Annotated in this window: 20 protein-coding genes; 5 read left to right on the forward strand and 15 right to left on the reverse strand. The window is 63.0% G+C overall.

What is annotated here, in order from left to right; genetic code table 11:
• Positions 1 to 717: 717 nt before the first annotated feature.
• The 9 genes from IVA87_RS16875 to IVA87_RS16915 all read right to left on the reverse strand — a co-directional run bounded on the left by IVA87_RS16875 (position 718) and on the right by IVA87_RS16915 (position 10,511).
• Entirely contained in the window at positions 718 to 1,680 is a 963-nt protein-coding gene (locus tag IVA87_RS16875) for a UDP-glucuronic acid decarboxylase family protein (RefSeq protein ID WP_247334296.1), read from the reverse strand.
• A gap of 196 nt (positions 1,681 to 1,876) precedes the next feature.
• Complete coding sequence (locus IVA87_RS16880) at positions 1,877 to 2,626, reverse strand: glycosyltransferase family 2 protein (protein WP_247334297.1); 750 nt, start codon at positions 2,624 to 2,626, stop codon at positions 1,877 to 1,879.
• Between the two features lie 11 nt (positions 2,627 to 2,637).
• Complete coding sequence (locus IVA87_RS16885) at positions 2,638 to 4,038, reverse strand: capsule biosynthesis protein (RefSeq protein WP_247334298.1); 1,401 nt, start codon at positions 4,036 to 4,038, stop codon at positions 2,638 to 2,640.
• Between the two features lie 4 nt (positions 4,039 to 4,042).
• Positions 4,043 to 5,431, reverse strand: coding sequence for a surface carbohydrate biosynthesis protein (locus IVA87_RS16890; protein ID WP_247334299.1), 1,389 nt, complete (start codon positions 5,429 to 5,431; stop codon positions 4,043 to 4,045).
• Between the two features lie 67 nt (positions 5,432 to 5,498).
• A complete protein-coding gene (locus IVA87_RS16895) occupies positions 5,499 to 7,013 on the reverse strand; it encodes a hypothetical protein (protein WP_247334300.1) in 1,515 nt (504 codons plus the stop codon).
• 10 nt (positions 7,014 to 7,023) lie between these two features.
• A complete protein-coding gene (locus tag IVA87_RS16900; protein WP_247334301.1) occupies positions 7,024 to 7,845 on the reverse strand; it encodes an SDR family oxidoreductase in 822 nt (273 codons plus the stop codon).
• Between the two features lie 13 nt (positions 7,846 to 7,858).
• The gene (locus IVA87_RS16905; protein WP_247334302.1) at positions 7,859 to 8,560 is read right to left on the reverse strand and encodes an acylneuraminate cytidylyltransferase family protein; all 702 of its coding nucleotides are present in this window, start codon (positions 8,558 to 8,560) and stop codon (positions 7,859 to 7,861) included.
• Complete coding sequence (locus IVA87_RS16910; RefSeq protein WP_247334305.1) at positions 8,557 to 9,465, reverse strand: Gfo/Idh/MocA family oxidoreductase; 909 nt, start codon at positions 9,463 to 9,465, stop codon at positions 8,557 to 8,559. Before IVA87_RS16910 ends, IVA87_RS16905 begins: the two co-directional genes overlap by 4 nt.
• On the reverse strand, positions 9,462 to 10,511 hold the full coding sequence (locus IVA87_RS16915; RefSeq protein ID WP_247334307.1) for a nucleotidyltransferase family protein: 1,050 nt from the start codon (positions 10,509 to 10,511) through the stop codon (positions 9,462 to 9,464). Before IVA87_RS16915 ends, IVA87_RS16910 begins: the two co-directional genes overlap by 4 nt.
• A 199-nt stretch (positions 10,512 to 10,710) precedes the next feature.
• Here IVA87_RS16915 and IVA87_RS16920 point away from each other — a divergent pair, with 199 nt between their 5' ends.
• Positions 10,711 to 11,322, forward strand: coding sequence for an acetyltransferase (locus IVA87_RS16920; RefSeq protein ID WP_247334309.1), 612 nt, complete (start codon positions 10,711 to 10,713; stop codon positions 11,320 to 11,322).
• Here IVA87_RS16920 and neuB read toward each other — a convergent pair.
• From neuB to IVA87_RS16945, 5 genes are all read right to left on the reverse strand, one after another.
• A complete protein-coding gene (gene neuB, locus IVA87_RS16925) occupies positions 11,319 to 12,389 on the reverse strand; it encodes an N-acetylneuraminate synthase (protein ID WP_247334311.1) in 1,071 nt (356 codons plus the stop codon). The two genes, IVA87_RS16920 and neuB, sit on opposite strands and share 4 nt — an antisense overlap.
• On the reverse strand, positions 12,386 to 13,564 hold the full coding sequence (gene neuC / locus IVA87_RS16930; RefSeq protein WP_247334313.1) for a UDP-N-acetylglucosamine 2-epimerase: 1,179 nt from the start codon (positions 13,562 to 13,564) through the stop codon (positions 12,386 to 12,388). The genes neuB and neuC overlap by 4 nt, the downstream gene beginning before the upstream one ends.
• A complete protein-coding gene (locus IVA87_RS16935) occupies positions 13,557 to 14,741 on the reverse strand; it encodes a LegC family aminotransferase (protein WP_247334314.1) in 1,185 nt (394 codons plus the stop codon). The genes neuC and IVA87_RS16935 overlap by 8 nt, the downstream gene beginning before the upstream one ends.
• Positions 14,742 to 14,760: 19 nt before the next feature.
• Positions 14,761 to 15,780 (reverse strand): NAD-dependent 4,6-dehydratase LegB, encoded by a 1,020-nt coding sequence (locus IVA87_RS16940; RefSeq protein ID WP_247334315.1) that lies wholly within the window; start codon positions 15,778 to 15,780, stop codon positions 14,761 to 14,763.
• A 122-nt stretch (positions 15,781 to 15,902) separates the two neighbouring features.
• Entirely contained in the window at positions 15,903 to 17,105 is a 1,203-nt protein-coding gene (locus tag IVA87_RS16945; RefSeq protein ID WP_247334316.1) for an HAD-IIIA family hydrolase, read from the reverse strand.
• Between the two features lie 453 nt (positions 17,106 to 17,558).
• On the opposite strand from IVA87_RS16945, the gene IVA87_RS16950 reads away from it, so the two are divergent.
• Positions 17,559 to 18,428, forward strand: coding sequence for a hypothetical protein (locus IVA87_RS16950; protein WP_247334317.1), 870 nt, complete (start codon positions 17,559 to 17,561; stop codon positions 18,426 to 18,428).
• A 9-nt stretch (positions 18,429 to 18,437) separates the two neighbouring features.
• Positions 18,438 to 19,844 carry a DUF6418 domain-containing protein gene (locus IVA87_RS16955; protein WP_247334318.1) on the forward strand — a complete coding sequence of 469 codons (1,407 nt, stop codon included), beginning with the start codon at positions 18,438 to 18,440 and terminating at the stop codon, positions 19,842 to 19,844.
• Positions 19,845 to 19,875: 31 nt separating this feature from the next.
• On the opposite strand, the gene IVA87_RS16960 is transcribed toward IVA87_RS16955, so the two are convergent.
• Complete coding sequence (locus IVA87_RS16960; RefSeq protein ID WP_247334319.1) at positions 19,876 to 20,709, reverse strand: class I SAM-dependent methyltransferase; 834 nt, start codon at positions 20,707 to 20,709, stop codon at positions 19,876 to 19,878.
• A 381-nt stretch (positions 20,710 to 21,090) separates the two neighbouring features.
• On the opposite strand from IVA87_RS16960, the gene IVA87_RS16965 reads away from it, so the two are divergent.
• Together IVA87_RS16965 and IVA87_RS16970 are read left to right on the forward strand one after the other, a co-directional pair.
• Positions 21,091 to 21,831 (forward strand): hypothetical protein, encoded by a 741-nt coding sequence (locus IVA87_RS16965; protein WP_247334320.1) that lies wholly within the window; start codon positions 21,091 to 21,093, stop codon positions 21,829 to 21,831.
• Between the two features lie 56 nt (positions 21,832 to 21,887).
• Positions 21,888 to 22,763 (forward strand): hypothetical protein, encoded by an 876-nt coding sequence (locus tag IVA87_RS16970; RefSeq protein ID WP_247334321.1) that lies wholly within the window; start codon positions 21,888 to 21,890, stop codon positions 22,761 to 22,763.
• The last annotated feature ends 61 nt before the right edge of the window (positions 22,764 to 22,824 follow it).

Below are 22,824 nucleotides of genomic sequence, written 5' to 3' on the forward strand. Positions count from 1 at the left end.
TGAACAGGACAACATCTCGACCGGCCCAGCTTATGCTGAATAGTGCAGGCATTGTGGTGACCACGGCCAACTACACTACAGGGTCGGTCATTGCCGCCGAGCAGGTGTCAGGTGGTGGCTGCGACGTGGTCTGGAAGGATTCGTCGAGGGCAGTCTGGAGCGCGCACAGCGACGGCAATTTCGTGACACGCTGGCCGCGGCTCCCGAAGTGGTGGGGACCGATCCCATCAAAGCACTGGAGCCGACTCCAGCAGGATCTCAATGGCGATGGCGTCGTCGGCGCAGCGCCGGTGGCTGCGGATAGTCTCATGTTCAATGTCGATGACTCGTCACTGTCCAGCCCGACAGAGGCACCATCCTATGCCCGGTTGGGTTGGTGCGGAGGTCACGTCCTCCGTCGGTGTGCGGTCGTGAATCACGATGCCCACGTGCCCGTCAGCCCGGCTGCCTTCTCAACGGCCTCCACGGCAGCAGCTTCCTGCCTGACGCACCATTGACATGCTGACATAGTGCGCCTGTTTTGCCCGACGACTCGAATTGCGTCGTAAAATCCGCAACGCGTTCGGGCCAGTGGTTAAGCCATTGATGGGGGGTCCGGCTACTGTGCATTGGGTTGATTTCGCGCTTTTCGTAGCGCGAGCATCGAATGATGATTTTTGCGATCGCAGCGCGCTTATTGCGAAAGCGCGCTGCGGACGATGAAAGCTGCGCGCGGAATCAGGTCAGTTGAAGCGAGTGCTTGAAGTAGGCGATCGTCTCCTTCAGCCCATCCTCAAGCGCAACCTTCGGCTCCCAGTTCAGCGCCGCCTTCGCCTTGGCGAGGTCGGGCTGGCGCTGCCGCGGGTCGTCTTGGGGCAGCGGGTTGAACACCAGCTTGGAACGCGAGCCCGTGAGTTTGATGACCTTTTCGGCGAGTTCACGGATCGTGAACTCAGAGTTGTTGCCGAGGTTAATTGGGCCGGTGACGTCTTCCGGTGTCACCATCAGCCGCGTAATCGCCTCGACGAGGTCGTCGACATAGCAGAAGGAGCGGGTCTGCCCGCCGTCGCCGAACACGGTGATCGGCTCGCCCTTGAGAGCCTGGACGATGAAGGACGACACCACGCGTCCGTCGTTGGGCTGCATGCGCGGGCCGTAGGTGTTGAAGATGCGCGCGACCTTGATCGGGAGGCCGTGCTGACGCCAGTAGTCGAAGAACAGCGTCTCGGCGCAGCGCTTGCCCTCGTCGTAGCAGGAGCGGATGCCGATCGGGTTGACATTACCCCAATAGTCCTCGGTCTGCGGATGGATCAGCGGATCGCCATAGACCTCGCTGGTGGAGGCCTGGAAGATGCGCGCCTTCAGTCGCTTGGCGAGGCCGAGCATGTTGATGGCGCCGTGCACCGAGGTCTTGGTGGTCTGCACGGGGTCACGCTGGTAGTGGATTGGCGAGGCCGGACAGGCCAGGTTGAAGATCGCGTCGACCTCGATGTAGAGCGGGAAGGTGACGTCGTGCCTGACCGCTTCGAACAGTGGATTGGCGATAAGATGGGCGATGTTGCGCCGGCTGCCGGTGAAATAATTGTCCGCGGACACCACCTCGGCCCCCGCTTCGAGCAGTCGCTCGCAGATATGCGATCCGATGAAGCCGGCGCCTCCCGTCACGAGGATGCGGCTGTTCTTGTAGCTTTCAAGCGGCATGATCGGGTTCCAGGAGGATCTTGGGGGCGGACTCGTCCGGTGAGGCCGGCAGAGTGGTATCGGCTACGGGCGGAAAGGCCAATAGGCTTGCATTCTGGCGTGATGATACGTCAAAAGTCCAGTGGGCCGCCGTCCGGGCCGAAATGATCATTTCCGGCTGGCTGATGGCTACGCGGCGCTTGTGCGCGGGGCTTTGCTAGAATTCCCGCCGCTTCAGCCAGGCCCGCGCGCCCCAATGGGCAAAACACCAGACCGACCTGATCAGCGAGAGATGTTCGACGTTGCGGTAGATCTGCCAGACCCATTTGGCCGAGCGCACCGGGCGGCTGGAGACCGAGAATCCCCTGACGCGGTAGCGGGCAAGGTCCTCGTTGAGACCGTATGCGGTGCGGCCGCGCCTGAGGATCGAGAGCCACAGGCAGAAATCATCGTAGCCCTCGTTCTTCATCGTGATCGGACCTGAGATCTCACGGTCGACCATCGCGGTCAGGGTCGCGATCGCGGTGTTCTTCAGGAGCTGGCCATAGCTGAGCGAGGCCGGCACCTCGATCAGCCGTCCGGTGACCGTGTTGGTCTCGTTGATGCGGCGGAAGGCGGTATAGCTGAGGGCGGCCTGCTTCGCCTTAGCGAAGGCGAGCTGCCGCTCGAGCTTTTCGGGGAGCCATAGATCGTCGCTGTCGAGGAAGGCGAGATAGCGGCCCTGCGCGGCATCGATCGATGCCTGGCGCGCGAGCGCCGGGCCGCCATTTTTGGCCTGCCGGATCAGCTTGACGCGGGGATCGCGCGCGCCGATCGCCGCGATGATGTCCGGCGTGTTGTCGGTCGAGCAGTCGTCGGCGATCAAGAGCTCCCAATCGGCGAATGTCTGGCTCTGCACCGAGCGGATCGTCTCCTCGATCAGGCCTTCGACGTTCCAGGACGGTGTGATGATCGAGACGAGCGGCATGATGGGTCCGTTCAATTCACACGGGCCGGTTCGGCCATTGCAGCGCGCAAGGAGGCCGCGAACGTGTCGAGCAGTTCGGGATCGCTGATATAGAGCTCGCCCGGATGAGACCGGCGCCAGGCGGACTCGAAATAGGGCGCACCCTTGGTGGGATCGAATGGCCCGGTAGAGAGCGCTTGGCGCAGCCGCGCGGGCACGTCGGCCAGTCGATCGACCGCATGCACCAGAGGACAGGAGCGGTAGAATGCATCGCCCATCACCACGACCGGCTTGCCAAGCAGCAGTGCCTCGGCACCCGACTTGCTGTTGACGGAGACGACGGCGTCGGCGCGATTAAGCACGGTGTAATTGTTGGTCTGCGGCGGCAGCAGCACGAAATTGTCGAACCGGCGCGCGAGCTCGAGCAGGCGGGCGGCCGAGATGGCGCCGATCTGGGCTGGATGTTCCTTCACCACGAGCACGTGCGAATCCGGGATGGTGCGCAGCAGGAAGTCGACGGTCGCAACTTGGTCGAGATAGTCCGGCGAGCGCAGCGTCAGCGCCATGTCAGCCGGAACATGGAAAGGATAGTAGACGAAGGGTCTTTCGGGTAGCGGCCGGTAAAGCTTGCGCAGCCGCGTCGCGTTGAGCGCCATCGCGGCGTGCACGCGGGCATGACGCAGATTGTGTCCGAATTCCTGGTGCTTGCCGAGCGCGAATTGGTCCCAGAGCTTCTCGGCGAGACGATGGGCATTGCGCAAATTGACGACCTTCTTGAACGCCGCCGAATAGTGGTGCTGATCCTTCTTGGGAATGACGATCGCGCGCTGCGTCAGCGTCTCGTCCAGATAGCCGCGGACCTCGGCGGACACCGCATCGGCGGGCTTTGCCATCACGTCGGGCGCAGCAAAGCTGTCCGGCGTAAAATACATCCGGCCGCGAAAGAACGACGGCTCGATGAACCAGTTGCGGATGCCCCGGCGCCTGGCGGCGTAGAAGCTTGCGATGACGGAAAGGAAGCCGCCGAGCTCTTGGACCAGTTCGGCGCGTCGCTCCTGCGCCTCCAGCCGGTCGAGCAGCGCCTCCATGGCATTGGCATAGATCATGAAACGCCGGCGCAGCGCCGCGGTATCGTTGATGCCGAAGGTGAAACGTTCATGGCTGAACAGGAGATTGGTCCCGTCGAGTCCGTAAGAGGCCACGCGCGCGTCGAACGCCTTGCGATCGTCAGGCGAGGGGCCGGCCTTGAGACCCTCGCGATACATGTTCGTGACCGGAACGCCTTCGGCGACCGACATCTCGGCGCTGCGATCGTCGAAGGCGAGCAGTTCGACGTCATGTCCGGCTGCGCGCAACCGCTGCGCGACCGGAATCCAGAACCGGGTCTGGTATTCGGCAAGCGTGGTGAGGAGAATGGTCTTTGCAGTGGTCATGAGTCTATTTGGTGTGTTCGATCGCAATGCTCGCGAGCGGCAGGCCCGTCGTCGCGCAATGCGCGCGTCTTGCCGCAAATTGCGACGGGTTCGCACGATCATGGGTTGCGATGCGTTGAAGCAGGGTCCTGACGAAGATCGGCTCGATCCGCTTGTCGCGCCGGGAGGGATTGAACTGGCTGCGCAGCCGCTCGGTGACGGCCGAGCCGAGCGCGGCGCTGGCGGCACCCTTGACGACCTGGCCGAGGCTCGGCTTGGCGCGCGTGCCCTTCACGGTTGCGAGCAGCGAGAGGTAGGGCCGGCGCGAAGTCGTTGCGCGGGTCAGGACGTCGGCGACGCGTTCGGCGGCTTGCCCGTCGTTGAGATGGAAGAACGCCTCGATATCGGCGGCGTGAACGCGAGCGAAATCGAAGGTCTCGGTCTCACGCTCGATGTGATCGATCACGCCGAGCAGCTCATCGAACGAGGCGACTTTCCGGCTCACCCGCGCGGGTAGCGCAGCATGGCCGGCGGTGATCGGCGTGTTCAAATACTCGAGCTGGAGCGGCAGCTTTCCGAGCAATGCCGATTCGACGGCGGTGCCGCAGTTGAGATGAACGACTGCCGCCGCATTGCGAATGCGGTCGAGCACGCTGCCGGTGCCGTCGATTAGGACGTTGGCGTGGCGCGCGAGCGCGTTGCGATAGACCTCCTCGCTCTCGAAGGGATGCGGACGCACCAGAATGCTGCGGTCAGGCCGCGCTGTGGCGAGGCGGTCGATCTCGGTGAGATAGTTGGCGAAGACCTGCTTCAGGTCCGCGATGAAGCGATCGACATAGGAGCCGTCCCAGCCGGCCCGCACCATCGCCTCGCGTTCGCCGCCCGGCTTGCCGGTGAAGCGTGAATTGACCAGAGGGAAGTTGGCGTTGACGAGCACGTAGCCGCGCGGTTCGCCGTCGAGCAGCGCGCGCCAGCGCGGGGCTGCAAAATCGAAGCGCGGGCAGCCGGTGAGGTGAAGATGCTCCGGAGGCATGGTTCCGGCCGCCAGGAAGGCGTCATGCAGCCGGTTGCCCCAGAAGAAATAGCCCGCCAGGATGTCGGCGTAACCGCTATCCTTGATATGTGCGGCCATCGCCGGTGGCGAGTTGCCGCCCTTTTCCGCGAGCACGCCGCCTTCGGTATCGAGGACGTACAGCGCGAGTCCGGCCTTGGCAAAGCTCCGCATCAGGTCGAGATTGACGGGACGTGCGTAATTGACGACCAGGGCATCCAGCCCCAGCCGCGGGACATCAACGGCCTGCTCGTACATCGGCACCAACGTGACTGCGGCGCCGCGCCGTGCGAGCTGATAACCAAGCATGACCGCTCCCGGCAGGTCGCGCTTGGGGTGATCGACCACTAGGCCTATGCGCACCGTTTGCGTCTCCTCGTGTCGAGCAAGGCTTTCATCGATCTCCCGCATGCTGGTGCAAATTGACGAGCTAGGTCGACGCCCAGCCGAAGCGGTGGCCAAGTTCCACGAAGATCGCCCGCTGGCGGTCTTCCAGAACGAGAAAATACTGTATGGCCCAGCTCACTGCGCAGAACGCGGCGATCGCAAGCCCGAGCCTCCAGAAGCCGTCGATTGCAAAATGGTCTGCAAGCTCGAGTAGCAGCAGGCCCAAGACTACGAGAATGACGGCCTGGGCGAGAAGTGCTCTAAGGAGGCGGTAGGAGTCAAGTTGCAACCCGCGGCTCACGACCCCGATCTGCAACGGTAGAATGACGGCGTTCCCAACCACTTGGCCAAGGATCAGCGCTCGTTCATCGAACAAGTGCAGCGTCGCCACCGCCACCGCGGCCCACACCGCCAATTGATAGATCATGAGCCGGTTCAGCCGGGACTGCACGTCTGCGCGGGTTAGGAACATGACGTTGCCGAAGGCGAGGTACTGAGCGCAGATCGGCACCACGAAGCTCAGGCCCATCCAGAAGGCGTAGGGAGCCATCTGTGGTCCGATCCAGACCTGCATGATCTCGCGCGACAGCATGGCGGCCGCCATCAGCGGCGGCACCGTGAACATGGGCAGGATGATGAGGCCGAATTCACCGAGCCGCTGGAACGCCGCAGCGTTGCCGCGCTCGTCCAAGCGGCTTGCCACCGGCAACAAGGCGGACGTCAGGAGGCCGACGACGATCTTGGACACCCGCGGCAGCCGGACAAGGGTGTCGTACACGCCGACGCCCTTGGGCCCGAATAAGAGGCCGACCAGGAAAGGCTGAATCGGCAGCGCCAAGCCGCCCGTCAGCTTGCCCTGCGCGAACAGCGCGCACCGGTGGAACAGCTCGTGCCGGATCGGCGCGTCCCACATCGCGAGCCTGACCTTGCGCACGACGGCGACGAAGGCCGCGATGAACACCAGACCTGCGCGCATCAAGGTGCTGGCGAGATAGATATAGGCCACCAGTTCGAACGAGGCTGCGGCATTGGCCGCCCAGATCGTACAGGCGACGTAGACGATCGTGGAGCTCACCTCAGCCAGCCGCAGGACATTGTAGCGCTCAAAGCCCTTGACGATGCCTTCCCAGACCAGCGCGGGGATCAGCACCAAGTTGGCGAGCGCGGTGTAGCGCAAGATTTGCGCAAACCTGTCCGCGTGAGCGGTATCGACGCGGAGTGCGATGGTCAGGTATGGCGCGCTGATCCAGATCGTGACCGCGAGCAGTCCTGCGAGGACGGCGGCCATCACGGTGAGAAGCGCGAGTTGTTGGCCAGCGACGCGCCAATTGCGATGCTCGCGCGCCCGCGCGACCGCTTGCGTCGTGACTTCGGAGAGGCCGAGATCGAGCAGTCCCATCATGCCGCTCGGCAGCAGGATGCGGGCCAGCACGATGAGGCCGAACTCGGTCACGCCCCAAGTGCGGATGATGACGGGGATGACGACCAAGCCGAGCACCGCCGCAATCCCGAAGGCTGCGCTGGATATCAGCGTGTTGCGGATCAATTGTCTGAGCATGCTCCGCCGTTCACCACGCGCTTAGGCCGCCGTCGACCGCGATGTTCTGGCCGGTGACGTAGGAAGCCGCATCGGAGACCAGGAACAGCACCGCGCCGACCATCTCGTCGGGCTTGGCCATCCGGCCAAGTGGAATGCGGGCGCTGTAGCGTTGCTTGAAGGTCTCGTTCTGCCCGCTCTCGACGCCGCCCGGGGTGAGCGTATTGACGCGAACGCCTTTCGCCGCCCAGTAGGTCGCCAGGTGCTTCGTCAGGCCGATGACACCGGCTTTGGACGCCGTGTAGACCGCGGGCGTGTTGATGGCGCGGCCGAGATATTCGGAGCCTTCGTAGATGCGCTGGTCGGGCGCCATCAGGCCGTAGATCGAGGCGGTCTGCACGATGGCACCGTAGCCGCGCTCGGCCATTCGCCCGCCGAACACCTGCGCGACGTTGAACATGCCATCGAGGTTGACCGCCATGATCTCCCGCCACGTTTCCTGAGAGAATTTCTCGACCGGGGCGAAGAAGGCATCGATGTCGCGGGTCTTGCTGGCGGCGTTATTGAGAAGAATTGAAACCGGTCCAAGGCCGGCCTCGATCGCATCGGCCGTGTTGCGCACTGCATCGGGGCTGGTGATGTCGCAGCCGTAGCCTCTGGCGCGGACGGCATGGCGTGAGGCGACGTCGGCCGCCGCCGCATCGGTCGCGACCTGATCGAGATCGACGATCGCGACATTGGCGCCGAACTCGGCGAGGCCTTCGACGAAGCGGCGGCCGAGGATGCCGCACCCGCCGGTGACGACGGCCGTGCGGCCGGTCAGATCGAACAGAGCCTTGAAGCTCGTGGTCATCGTTTGAGGCTCCTCAGACCGGCAATCGTTGGCGCAGCAGCAGTTCCACCAGCGCAAAATCGAGATCGGAATCGATGTCGATCGAGCGCTCTTCCGGCATTTCGAACAGACGCGTATCCGGATAGAACACCGCGGGCTGCTCCAGGAATGGCGCGACGTGCCAGACATAGATCGACGCGTTCATGTCGAAGCAGCGCGGCGCATCCTGCCGACGCGTAATCGGAGGGTTGGCAGATTTCGAAAGACCGACGCTGCCGTCGCTGCGCTGCTCGACCAGGTTGAAATAGGGCGACCGGCGCGCCGGCGCTCCGGTAATGACATTGCGGGCACCGCTCTCGCGCAGCAGCGCCACCGCACCGCTAATGTCCGACGCAAGCCTGAGCGGGGAGGTGACGTCGAGATCGACGAAGATCTCCGGTGTCTTGCCCGTTTGTACGATGGCCTGCTCGAGACAATGGCGGATCGCCGGCAGCTTCGGCGCCGCATCCGTCGCCATCTCAGCCGGGCGCCTGACCGCGATGTCTGCACCGGCCTTCAGCGCTGCGTCGAGCAGAGCGTCCGAATCGCTGCTGAAGGCGATCGCGTCGAACAGGCCGGTCTCGCGCGCCTGCTCGATGCTCCATGCGAGCACGGGTTTGCCCAGCAGATCGCGCGCGTTCTTGCCGACGACCCCTTTCGAGCCGCCCCGCGCGCACATGGTGCAAAGCAGACTCATGGCGATATCCAGGTCTTGGTGCGCAGCGCGCGCTCGCTAGCATCGATCAGATGCACCACGCCGAGCCCTTCGGCAAGCGAGCAGGCCGGGCTCGCGCCATGCATCCCGGCGATATGCATGTTGCGGTAGCTCTGGTCGCGCTCGCAGGCGATCTCCGTTGTCTTGCCGTTGACCGAGAGGCGGCTGCCGACCAAATCCGCCTCGATGGTGTCGTCGTCGACGTTGACGCGAATGCGGCGGATGCCTTGGCGGTCGAGATAGTCCATATGGACGTGGACCGCTGGCGCCCGCTGCATGTCAAGCAGCAGGTCGAGATGGTCGTCGACGTCAAGGTCGCGCGCCCCGGACGCGCCGCCCAGCGCGGCGACGCGATGCCACGGCCCGAACAGCCACAAGAGATAGTCCAATTCGTGGCTGAGATCCCGCAGCACCCCGCCTCCGGCCTCAGCCGTGGCGGATGCGGTCGCACGATGGTCGCGGCCGGGTCGCCAGTCCCTGATGTCTTGACCGACATAGGCGGCCACCGTGATCACGTCGCGCCCATGCAATCTCTCAGCGAGCGCCGTCATCACGGGATGGAACCGCAGATTGTATCCGACGCTGACATGGGCAAACGGATATTTCGGTGGCGATGCCGGTGTCGCAAATAGCGGCTTTTCGACAAGCACCTTGCCATGGAAGCCGGCTTGCGCGAGCTCTTGCAGGTCGTCTGCATGGCGCGCAGTCTCGGTGGCGATCACCACGTAATCCGGATGCGCAGCCGCGAGCGCCTGCGTGATTGATCCGTAGTCGCCGCCCTCGCGGCGGCTGACGGTCGCGACCTGAAGCCCAAGCCCGCCCAGGACGCGCGCATGCCTAGTGCCGATCGAGCCGAGGCCAACTACGACGGCGGTTGTCGAGGTCACGAGAAGACCTCATGAAACTCCGCATGCGCCTGCTCGAAATCCTCCAGGCGGCCAATGTCGAGCCAATATTCACGGATCGGATAGACCGCGACGCGCCCCTTGCTGGCGATAACGCGCTCCAGCACGGTCGGCATATCGATCCTGACGCCGGGCGCGACATGGCTGAAGACGGAACTGCCGACCACATAGATGCCGGCACTCACGAACCAGCTCTCGGTCGGCTTCTCGCGGATGGCGTCGAGAAAACCGTCTGACGTGGAGACCACGCCGTAGGGCACGTGCACCTTGTGCTCGCGCACGGCCATCGTCGCTTCCGCCGGTGTTCCGTTGTGGAAGTCGAGAAGAGCGCCGTAGTTGATCGTGGTGAGGATGTCGCCGTTGGTGACGATCGTCGGCAAAGCCGGCGGCGTCGGGAACAGTCCGAGCGCGCCTGCGGTCCCCAGGCGCTCGGTCTCGTGCACGTACTGGATATTGGCGCCGAAGGCGCTACCATCAGCAAAATGGTCCTTGATCGCCTCGGCCTTGTAGTTGACCGAGATGAAGATGTTGCCAAAGCCCTGCTGCACGACATTGCGGACGATCGTCTCGAGCAGCGGCCGGCCGCCGACATTGAGCATCGGCTTCGGTACCTCGCGCGTCAGCGCGCCCAAGCGCTCGCCGAGACCGCCCGCCATGATCAGGACAGGATTCGGATAATGGCGCGGTTCGAGCAGCTCATCGAGCGTCTCGACCACGACCAAATGGCCGCCCTCGTCGACGAGCGGGAGCTGCTTGATCGACCTCTGCCGCATCAATTGCAGGCGATCCTCGCGCGGCAGGGTCGCAGGAACCGACACCGGCGCTCGGTTCATGATATCGGTTGCAAGGCCGGTCAGCGGGATGCCGCGCAGCAGCCCGCGCCTCACGTCACCGTCGGTGACAACGCCGAGCAGCCGATTCTGGTCGTCTAGCACCAGTGCAATCTGGATGCTTCCGCTCTCGATGGCGGCAATGGCCTCGCCCACGGTCGCCTGCGTTCCGACGACGGCCTTACGCCAGGATTTCATGGCAATCTGCCTCGTATACGCCAGATATAGGGGGAGCGGCCCAGGGCTGAGCCTGCTATATCGCGGCTGCGAGAGGCGGCGTCAACCCCGGCGGACGTGCCTCGGGCCGCCCCGTTAACCTCACCATTTCGCGGCCCGAAGCGGCAGTTTGAACACCGGCGATCCGGCCGTTAAGATCAATCCGCGCAGGGGAATCGCGATGGATGATCTCATCATCATAGGGGGCGGCGAGCATGCCTTCATGGTCTACGAGGCGGCGCTGTTGTCCGGCAGGTTCAAGGTCGTCGGCTTTCTCGATCGCCAGCCCGGAACGCTCGGCGACCTCAGCTATCTCGGAACCGACGAAGCCGCGCTGAACTATCCGGATGCCGCCTTCGTGGCGGGAATCGGATTGATGCAGGCGGGGCCTGCCCGCCGGCAGATTGTGGGCCGCATGCAGGTCAAGCGCTGGGCGTCCGTGATTCACCCGCGCGCGATCGTCTCCCCGTCAGCCCGGATCGGCGCAGGCGCCGTCATCATGCCGGGCGCGATCGTCAATGCGCGGAGCCGGATCGGTGATCACTGCATCATCAACTCCGGCGCCATCGTCGAGCACGACGTGCGGGTCGGCGACTACACACATCTGTCGCCGGGGACGGTGGTCGGCGGCGGTGCGGAGATCGGCGAGAACTGCTTCGTCGGTCTCGGCAGCCGGGTCAGGGATCACATCGCGATCGGCAAAGACACGCTGGTTGCGATGGGATCGGTGGTTACGGCCCCATGGCCGCCAGGATCCGTCCTTCGCGGCGTTCCGGCAAAGCCGCAAGGCTAGAGCGGATCGTCCGGCTCGAGCGCACGCGGCGCTGCCGTTCCGATCAGTGACCAATAGTCGATCGGCGGCCGGCCCGCGCCGGGCCGCTTGGCAGTGATGTCGGCCGGGCCGATGGTTTCACCGGCCTTCAGCGCGCGCGCTGCGACGAGGCTCTTGCGCGCCACCGGCACGTTCCTGATCTCGGATTCCTTCGCCGTCTTCACGCCGTCGCCGATCGCGCGTTCGACGTTGCGGATGGCCGCGACCATGCGCTTGAAATCGTCAGGCTCCAGCGAGGCCACGTGATCGGGGCCTTGCGCCCTGCGGTCGAGCGTCAGGTGTTTTTCGATCGTCGTGGCGCCGAGCGAAACGGCGGCGATCGAAACTTCAAAACCGTCGGTGTGATCGGAATAGCCCACTGGAAGTTGGAACGACGACCGCATCGTCGCCATCGCGGCGAGATTCACGTCTCCGATCGGGCAGGGATACTCGGTCGTGCAATGCAGCAGGCTGACGTGCCGTGCGAGCGCGCTGCGTGCCGCCGGATCGCGCCACGCCCCACGGAAGGCGGCGATGCCGGGCCGATCGTTGCGCTGGCCGTAGCCATGGGCGAGAACGCCCAGAGCCTCCTCGATCTCGCCGAGCGTTGCCATGCCGGTCGAGAGGATGAGCATTGCGCCGGCCTTCGCAGCAGCATGCAGCAGCGGCGCATTGGTGAGATCACCCGATCCGATCTTGATGCGCGGCAGTTTCAGCGACAACAGGAAGGCCAGCGAGGCGTCGTCGAATGGCGTCGACAGGAATTCGATGCCTCGCTCCTTGGCGCGCGCGATCAGCGTGTGATGCGCGGCTTGTGGCAATTCGAGCCGTTCCAGCATGGCGAGCTGGCTCTCGGCGGCATCCGTCGTTCGTTGCTGATAGTCGGCCTTTTTCGCCGCGCCGCCGGCGAGCGCCTTGGCGTTGAACGTCTGGAACTTGACGATGTCGGCGCCGGAATCGGCGGCCGCATCGACCAGCGCCAGTGCTTTCTCCAAGCTGCCGTCATGATTGACGCCGGCTTCCGCGATGATCAGCGTGTGCGTCGTCATGGCTGCGCCCCTTTGGCCGGAATCTCGTAAAAACCTTTTGCCAGAAGCTCCCTGAAATCCGAAATGCCGGCGACGATTTCGGCGAAGCGCCGGCTGGATGCGCCGTCGCCGTAAGGGCTGTCGGTCGCCTGCCGGCCCCGTTGCAAGGCTTCAGCGATCGCGCCGGCAATCGCGTTGCGCTCGGGCGCCGCATGAAACACCGAGGCCGCACGCTCGCGCCCCTTCTGACGGTCGCCGACGTCGACCGTGGGAACGCCGAAGGAGGGCGCTTCGAGCACGCCGCTCGAGGAATTTCCGATCACCACATCCACCTGGCTCATCAGGCTGAGATAGCGAAGCTGCCCGAGCGAGGCGACCGCGATCGTGTTCTGGCGGTGAGCCGCGAAAGCCTCGATCCTGGCGTTCAACGCACGGCCCTCGGCATCCGCGTTGGCGAGCGTGAATACGAAACGAAAGGCGGGATCGAGCGTTGATAGTGCCGCGAACAATTCGTCCAGTTCGGACACTGACCGCCCGGATTCAACCGTGACCGGGTGGAACGTGATGAGCGCATTGCGTTCGCCTAGCGGCATTCCCAGGGCGCGGCCGATGCCGTCGCGGTCCATCAGATCGAGATGCTTGATGGCGTCGATGCCGACCGATCCGATGGTGTGAATGCGGGACGGATGCTCGCCAAGCTGGATCAGCCGCTGCGTCGAAGCCCGATTGCTGGTGAAATGCAGGTGCGCCATCTTGCTGATGGCGTGGCGGGTGGATTCATCGATCGCGCCCTCGGTCACGTCGCCGCCGAACAGATGCGCCATCGGCAGTCGCATGAACATCGCAGCCTGCGCGGCCGCGAACATCTCGAAGCGATCGCCGAGCACAACGACGAGATCCGGTTGCAGGCGCGTGAAGGCGTCGGCAAAGCCGATCACGCCGAGTCCGACTGATTTGGCAACACCAGCGCCCGAGTCGCTGCTGAGCAGCGACTCGACACGCTCGTCGACTTCGAAGCCCTCCTCGCGGATGGCGTTGAAGGTGTAGCCGAACTCCGGCGCAAAATGCATGCCGGTGGCCACGAGCTGAAGCGTCAGGCCGGGCGTTTCCCGGATCGCGCGCATCGGCCAGACCAGCAGCCCGAAATCAGCGCGGCTGCCGGTGACGAAGCAGATCTTTCGCGCGACATTATTCATCGCGGGCTCTGATGCTGGCGCTGCTGGGCAGGTTAATCAGCCGGCGCTCGATGGCTTCGGCGGTCGAAAGGTCGCCGCGCGGGCTTTGCGCGAACATCGGCAGCTTGTGCATCAAGGTCCAGGCCGGACGCGCGCCGAAACCGGCCTCGTTGAGCGCGGCGAGAAGATCGTCGCGCTGGCCGGCCTGGGCTTCGTCGAGCAAAATCGCATTCAGCCAGTAATTGCTCGTGGTACCCTTCGGCTCGCGTGAGAAGCGGACGCCGGGAACATCCGCAAAGGCACGCTGATAGGCCGCAGCCAACTTGCGCTTGCTGGCCAGGAAGCCGTCGAGCTGCTCGAGTTGGGCGCAGCCGAGCGCCGCATTCAGATTGGGCAGGCGATAGTTGAAGCCGATCTCGTCGTGGATGAAGGCCCATTTGTGCGGCAGCTTCGCAGTCGTCGTCAGGTGCTTGGCGCGGCGCCCCAGCTCTTCATCATTGCTCAAGATGGCGCCGCCGCCGCCTGTGGTCACGATCTTGTTGCCGTTGAAGCTAAGCGCTGCCAGGCGCGCCCGCGACCCGACCGCCCGGCCCTTGTAGGTGGACCCCAGCGATTCCGCGGCATCCTCAACCAGCGCGATGTTCCAAGCGTCCGCAAGGGCGGCGATCGCGTCCAAATCGACGGGGTGCCCGAACGTGTGCATGGGGGCGATCGCTGCGATGCGGCGGCCGGTCTCGCGATTGATGGTGCCGATTGCAGTCTTCTGCGCGACCGCGTCTAGTCGCACAGCGAGCGCATTCGCGTCCATGCCGAGCGTTTCGAACGAGCTGTCGATGAAGTGCGGTGTCGCCCCGCAATAGGCGATCGCATTCGTCGTCGCGATGAAGGTCAGCGCAGGGGAGATGACTTCGGCGCCGGGCTCCACGCCGGCAAGCCGGAAACAAGCATGCAGCGCGGCTGTGCCATTGACGACGGCGACCGCGCGTTTGGCGCCGGTGACCTCCTCGAGCATGCGCTCGAACCGATCGACGAACGGGCCGACCGAGGAGACGAAGGTGCTCTTAATGCACTCTTCGAGATAGGCGATCTCGTTGCCGGCAAACACCGGTTCGTGCAGCCCGAGGACTCCATTAGGTGTCCCCACCGCGCGCCGCACGGCATCGACGATCGTCTTTGGCTCGAAGGTTGTGCTGGTCACGCGACTATCCACGATCGTCTCAGACGTTGTAGACGTCAGCCTTGTAGCGGCTGAGATTTGCGGGATTGGTAAACCAGTTGACCGTCTTGACCATGCCGCGGCGCATACCGTCGACACCGCCGAATTCAGGGCTCCAGCCGAGCTGCTGGCGTGCCTTGGAATTGTCGGCCCAGAGCCGCTCGACCTCGCTGTTGGCGGGACGCAGGCGCGCCTCGTCGGTCTCGATTTCGATCGACGTTCCCATGACTTCGGCGATCATCCGCGCGGTCGCGCCGACCGAGATCTCAAAACCGCTGCCGAGATTGATGGTTTGGCCGACGACTTGCTCTGCAGGCGCCGTGAGGCCCGCGATCAAGCCGCGCGCAGTGTCGGTGACGAACGAGAAATCTCGCGTCGGGCTGACGGCGCCGAGGCGGATCTTCCGCTTGCCGGTCGCGATCTGGCTGATGATCGTCGGGATCACCGCACGCGCCGACTGCCGCGGGCCGAAGGTGTTGAAGGGGCGGATCACCACGACCGGCATGTCGAACGAAGCCTGGAACGACAGGGCCATCTGATCGGAGGCGATCTTCGAGGCGGAGTAGGGGGACTGTCCGACCAGCGGATGGCTCTCCTTGATCGGAACGGTCTGAGCCGTGCCGTAAACTTCACTGGTCGAGGTCTGCACGAAGCGGCGCACGCCGGCCATGCGCGCGGCCTGGAGCACGTTCACGGTGCCGCGCACATTAGTTTCGACATAAGAGTCGGGAGCGACATAGGAGAACGGGATCGCGATCAGCGCCGCAAGATGCAGCACGTCGGTGCAGCCGCTCGCGGCCGCGATCATAAAGTGCGGATCGCGTATGTCGCCAGCCACGACCTCCACCGACGTCATGATGTCGGCCGGCACCGTGTCGAGCCAGCCCCAGGAGTTGAAGGAATTGTAATAGACGATCGCCTTGACGCGGGCGCCGGCCTTGACCAGCTCCTCGACGAGATGCGAGCCGATGAAGCCGTCGCTGCCGGTGACAAGGACGCGGGCGTCCTTCAGATCTTCCATGCCGGACCCCAAAAAGGCGATTAAGCCAGTATTCGCAACAAGATGGGGCTATAGCATACTGGCCGTCGCGTGCAACAGAGCAACATCCGCCAAATGCCGGGGATGCAGCTTTTTGGGCGCCTCTAGCCGTTCCTGGTCGAGGCCAGGCGTTGCTTGACGAATACTTCCAGATTTCCGCCCTCGAACAGATGCCCGGCGACCCCCGCCGCCTGCGCTGCTTCGATGTCGCTTTGCTTGTCCCCGATCACCATGCTGCGCGTCATGTCGACGGGGAAGCGCTTGATGAGATCGGTGATCATGCCGGGGGCCGGCTTGCGCCGGTCGCTCGCGCGGCAATAGCGTGCGACGGTTCCGTCCGGGTGATCAGGACAATATTCAAATGCATCGATATGCGCACCGATCAGCGCCATCTGGTCGGCCATCCAGCGGTGCAAAGCGAGGACGTGGTGCTCTTCGTAGTAGCCGCGGGCGACGCCGGACTGATTGGTGATGACGAAGGCGAAGTAGCCGGCGTCGTTGACCGCTTTCACGGCCTCACGCGCGCCCTCGATCCATCCGAGCTTGTGCGTCTCGAACGTGTAGCCTGAATCGTGGTTGAGCACGCCGTCGCGATCGAAGAACACGGCCGGCCGCCGCAGCTTCTCCGGCAACTCGCGATCGGCGCGTGCGAAATCGTCGGGAATGCCGATGTCGATGAAGTAACCGCGATAGGCCGTGCCCCGCAGTGCGCCGGATGCGGTAAGGCCGGGGAATACATCCTGCTCGAGCGAAGCCGGAAGCTTCGCGATGTCGGCGAGAATGGATTTGTCGACGACGTAGATGCCCGCATTGACAGGCCCTGTGGCGCCCGAGCCGGGAGCGATGAAGTCACGCACCACGTCACCATCGAGCACGACGCGCCCGTAGCGGTCTCCGACGACGCCGTCGCGCAATGCCATGTGAACGCGCCCGCCCTGCGCGCGCGCGATCAGATCGAGCAGGTTTAAGTCGAACAGCGAGTCGCCGTTGAGCAGCAGGAAGCGGTCATGCAGCAGGTTGCGCGCATGCACGAGTGCGCCACCGGTGCCGAGCGGCTCGCTCTCGCGCGATACCAGGATCTTTGCCCGGCCCTTGGTCGCGCCAGCATAATGGGTCTCGACGATCTCGGCCCTGTGGCCAGCAAGCAACAGGATCTCATCGAAGACGTGGTATCGAGCCAGTTCGTCGATCAGCGTGTCGAGAAACGGCCGCCCGCCGATTTCGAGCATCGGTTTCGGCACGGTTTTGGTGCGTTCGCCGAGGCGGGTGCCGAGCCCACCGACGAGGATGACGGCCTGTCTCAGCATGACAGATCTACCCGTGGGCACCTCAATCGAAGGTGAGCAGCGCAATATTCCTGACTCAATGCTCTGGCTTCTCGTTGGATGGAGCTGTGGCCGGGTCTTCTCCCAGCTGCGGTCGACCTCGAACAAGGCTTGGAGGAAGCAACAGGAGTGACCAGCGTCCCGCACCAGCGCGCAAAATCGCGCGCTGCTCGCCGTGACAGGAACTGTTGTATATGCAGTGTTTACTTAGCAGCGGCCGGAAGCAACGAGCAAGGGAAAAGTCGTGGATCCCCTTCGCTAGACCAGCGTCCAGGCGGATCCAAGCGGCAGCCAGGCTCACAATCGTTCATCGAGAGCCCTCTGGTATGCGCCGATTGATCAACCATAGATGGCTCAGTATGATATCGACTGGGCGCCGATCCACACTCACATTGTGGAGCTTCCCATTCATATCGTGTCCGGAACAAGAATTACATGCCGATGGTCGAGCGTACGCCGCAAGCTTCAGCTTTTTTGCCGCTTGCGAGGTGGTCAGATGTCGCTGCCCAAGCGGTACGGAGACATTGGATTCTTTCGCTCGTGATCGGAGCGATCCTGTTGGCTGCTCTTGGTTCCCTTGCGGTCGGCCGGAAGGTGGAATCCTGGACCGCGACCACGTCGATCGCAATTGGCACAATGCCCAGCTTTGACGGCATTCTCGGGCTCTCCGGGGTGCCGGTCGAACGTGTAGAGAATGCCCGTGATCTGGTGGCGCGGATCGGAGCGATCCAATTTCAGGACAATGTTCTGGCCGATGCTCGGAAGGCACTTCGCGACACCCGGGGGTCATTCGCGGGAGCCTCGTTGCGCGGGATCGTTGTCGACGATTCCTCGATCCGTCTGGAGGCGAGTTCCGCCTCGAAGGAGGAGGCGCTGACCCTGCTTCAACAAGCAATCCTCGCGATCCAGGCAGCGCACCAGAAATTATTCGAGCCGAGAATGGAGTTATTGCGCTCGGTGCGCGCTAGCCTGCAAGATGCGAGAGCGCGGCTCAACGATACGCTCAAGAAAGGCGACATGGAGTTTGCGCCGGCTCGATCGGATGGAACTTTTGCCGGACCTGTGTTCGTGGCTAGTCCAGGTGCGTCGGTCGACAGGATGCTCAACATCGACACGCGCATCGCTGTACTGGCCTATCTCGAGCGCACCGGGCGGATGACGGCTTCACAAGATGAAGCGTCACCTGCGACGGAAGGGCCCCGGCAAGTCAATCTCGTGCGAAAGGCGATTCTGGCGGGCTTGGGCATGGTTCTTTTTATCGGTCTGTTGACCTTCTTCCTGAGACGGTCGGCGCGTGCCGTGTAGGGCCTGGCAATGACCCTTCTGGCTGGAGTCTCCATACTCCTCTTCATCGTCTGGCTGGCGCTCTTCAGGTCGACGATCTTCGTGTGCGTCGCCTTTCTGTTGTTTACCTTCGCGTGGCGCACGATCTCGTCGCTCTATATCGATCTCTCGGGGCCGGTTTTTTCGTCCCAGCTTCAGATGTATATTGGCCCCGGCGTCATGACGGTGTTCCAGTCCATGGCGTACTTTCTGACGCTAATTCCCTTCCTCTGGGTCTTCAATCCGGCGACGCTCGATGAGTGGGCGCGGTCGGCGCCAATTCCCGAACCGCGTGCGAGCCATTCTCAACTGACCCTTTCGGACGCCACGTGCTACGCGTCCGTCCTCTTCTTGGTCTTGCTTTTCGGCGCCCTGATTCAAGGGGGCGTCATTCCGCTATTTGCCAAGATCGAGCGTTGGACCTTTAACGAGCAGGCCAATTTCCTCCATCGATTTGTGATCGAGCGAGGCGACATGCTCTGCTTCTGGTGGGGAGCCATGTTCGTCGCGGAGTGGTTGCGGCGCCAGCGATACGATTATCGTTTTCTGAGTTTGCTGGCCGCACTCATGTTCTACACGTTTCTCGCAGGCGGCCGCTTCTCGCCCTTCTACCGATATTGTGCATTCTTTGTCATACCGTTCTCGGCGGTGTTGCTCGTTCAGGCGCGGGGACTCGGAAGCGGAACTTTATTCAGCTTGATGCCTCGGATTGCCGATCGCCGCATCGTGCTGGCCGGCGCCGGCGTCATTGTGGCGACGGCCGCGATGATCGCATTCGCGCTCTACTGGAATCTGACCAGGGTCAGAGGATTCGAAGGTGAGGCCGCGCGGGGCGCTTTTGTAGAGCGCGTTCTCGTGCAGCCGTCAGAGATTGGATGGGCATCCTATCAACGTGTTCTGGTCAACGGAGATTGGGATGCGCGGCACGCGTTCGATGCCCTGTTCGAGCGCCCCATCGTTGCGGGACGAAACACGACACCGCAGTTTCTGATGTCCGAGACGATCGGTGAGCCACGGACAACGGAGCACATCACGGGCGGATTTCAATTCGCAGGCGGATTTCCTGAAATCTTCTTCGAGCTGTTTGGTCCTTATTTGGGCTGGATCTTTCTGCTGGGGGCCGGTTGGCTCACTGCGCTCATCTCCGCGGTCATGATCCGCTCAATCGTCGCCGAGCGATATCTCACCGCGGCTTTATCCTTTTATGTGTTGTACGGCTTCTACGTCATGTACATCGGTGGCATGCTGAACTTCGTCGCGACGCCGACATATTGGGTCAAAATTGCTGCGCTGTTCGCCGCAATCGTTGTGGAGGAGCGGGTGCAGAGGTTCGGCCGGCCCATTCTCCCGTGGGTGCTGGCCGACAGGACTCGTTTGTTTCGCCGCTCTGCCATGTGATGTCCGTGCGCCCAGCCGGGACTGGCAATCTTCAATTTCCTTTCGAAGGATCGGCCGGACGACCCACGATCAGGGAGCCGAGCGTGAACAGATCCTCCTCGGAGAACCCTCTGAAGCATGGTGCCAATCGTTCGAGGATATGTCGCTCCGGTGGCCGGCGGTCGGGCTGGTCGCTCAGCAGCTCGAACCCGGCCTCTCTGAATTGCTCCAGATATTCGCTGTGGCGCAGACGATTGACGTATTGGAAGCGCGACTGGAAGGGCGCCCAATCCTCCTCGGAATAAGTCAGGAAGTTGAACGAGCTGATGGACGGATCGAAGCCTTTGAAGTGGTCGCTATAGTCGATTTGCATGAGGACCAGTCCGTCTGGACGCATAATGCGCCGCAGCTCCTTCAAGATTGCCGCGACGTCGGTCTTGGGAATGTGCTCGAGCGTTTCGACGGAGACCGCGCAGTCGATCGAACCGGCCGGCAGGCCCGTCGTCCGGGCATCCGCTGGCGCACGATAGTCGATCCTCCACGACCGTTCGAGGTCGTCCAGGGAATCGATGTCGGGGTGGCTGGTGCCGCTGAGGCGGGAAATGATGGCGGCATTGGAGCGGATCAGCTCCAGCTTGGCCAAGCGCTCGATGTCGACGGTGATGAAGCGCCGCGCGCCATGCGCGCTGAAGGCGAGCGGAATGATCAGATCGCGCCCGGCGCCGAACTCGAAGAAGGTCGAATCCCGGAGCGGCCGCAGGCTGTACGCTTCGTGAACGCCCAGCAGTCGCTGCGCAAGCGTGTAGACGGATTTGACCTGTTTCTCGGGCCGCGGCAGCCGTCGTGTGACGTAGCGCTGCAGGGGCGTAGTGAATGTCTTCGCCAAAGGGGATATTCGACAGCACCGAGAACGCTCGCGCCTTTGTCTGCCAGCGCATGTCAGTGGTTCCTCGGCTGAATGGAGTGACTAGCCAGCTTCGGTCATACGGGAGCCATATGAACAATGCAAGGTTGTGGGAGCGGGCGGCATCGCACACCTCGACCGATTCCGTCCTCCAGACTGCTGAGCGTGCTCGTGGCGAGTTGTGTTCCGACCCGCTCGGTGCGCCGCCATTCCCGGTTGATTCCACTGTCGGCGGAGCGTAAACAGACCCTCAAATTACGTCGACGTTTTGCAAGCGGGCCGGAACATCGCGTATGACCTTTAGAATGCCGCCGGTTGGTTTGGTCTGTGCCGGTCCATTACTCTCCCGCCGAGTCTTGTCGAATGTCCGGTGAACTGCAGATTGGAGAGGCCGTCGCTAGGGGCTATCCTCCCGCCGTTCTCTATCTGCGCAACGACGAGGTCGTCACGACGGAAGTCTGCGCATTCAACTACTTCTCGGTCTTCCTGAAGGATCATCCGGACGTGGATGCTCATGTCTGGCTCTTCGACGGAGCGGGCAAGCCGGCCGGGTATTTCCACAGGGAGCTCGGCGTCAACGGACAGTTGCAGTTGCAGACTTCTAGGCTGTGTCCGCACGTTTCGGGAACGGTGGCGATGGCGCTGATACCGAAACACGAGACCAAGCTTCGTCCCGGACGGAAGGTGACCACCGGCTATTACACACAATATTTCTCGCAGCATGGCGCGGTGACATTGTCGCACGAACGCGAACCCGTCGCGGCGGCGCCGTTCCCGACCTCCGCCTGGATGCAATCCTATCTCACGCGCTTCCTGAAAGAGTCCGGTGTGGTGTTGGTGAACTCGTGCATGGCGTCAGAAGGGCCGTCGGTGGGAACGGCCCGCCTCATGGCCCTGAATGGCACCGCATTGGGCGAGCGTGCGCTTCCGGAAATTGCGCCGATGGGCGCCGTCCGCATCAGCACGCTGGATCTTTTCCCCGAGGCTGAAAGATTGATCGGCGCGAGCGAGGGATTCGCCCTTGAGTTCAAGGGCACCAACATCGCCAGTCCGTTCAGCTATTATGAGTTTGCCAACGGCAAATTCAGCCTTCATCATTTTTAGGGGCTACCGTGACACGTTTCCCGTCCAGTCCTTGGAAGCCTCACGAGCCTCGATTCATGTTCCCGACCTTTGCGGGTATCGAATCGCGCATGGGTTTCTCGATTCCTGCCTGGTATCGTCCAGTCGACATCAGGTATCTCCGCAGTCTCATTGCCGGCAGCCTGCGCAAGAACTTTCGCGAGACCGTCAAGGATCTCGTTCCCGAGCTCGCTAGCCTGGTCGCTTCGGGCTTCAGCAAGAAGCTCAGGTTCAAGCTGCACATCCTGTCGCGCGACGGCGATTACCGAGCGACCTATGAATTTCCGGAAAACTATTCGCCGGGTGCTTCCGTCGAGCTCGAACTGTCGCGCCTGTTCGCCTCGCTCAAGCTGCCGCGGGACGACTATCTCGTCATCGCTGTGATGTCACGCGGACGCATGGACGGCTTTCGGTCCTCGCCTGCCAGCTATTCGATGACCTATGTCGATCAGGACAATGTCGCGATCTATCGCACCGGCGCGTTTGCCCGGCCCTTGAACGAGGGTAGGCTCAAGGCGCACGTTGGGTTCACCGGAATCAATCCGAAGATCATCGCAACCAGCGACATCGTCAGCAGCCTGATGCTGATCAATCACTCCTCCGATCCCGAATACGCTCATGCGGCGCGGCCGACGTCGAAGCTGATCCGCGAGGATGGCGAGCAGATCGACGGCGATTTCGGTGAGATTCCGCCGCTCGGGGCGCGCGAGATGTCGGTCGTGGACATGTTCGGCAGCCGCGTGTTCGATTTCCTCAAGCCGTTCGGCGGCCGAGGGACAACGGTCACCACCTGCACCGGGGTTACGCTCGCGAGTCTGCACTTACAGCGTACGAACGACAACCGGCGGACGCTGCTGGGCATCGAGCACTCGCGCCCTGCGCACATGAACCTAGCCGGCATCTTGCAGCATTAGGGAGATCGCTCATCTGAGCGCAGGGCAGTGGTGTCTCGCCCTCCTCATGAGCGGCGGTGCC

It is taken from the genome of Bradyrhizobium sp. 147 (genome assembly GCF_023073935.1).
GTDB lineage: Bacteria > Pseudomonadota > Alphaproteobacteria > Rhizobiales > Xanthobacteraceae > Bradyrhizobium.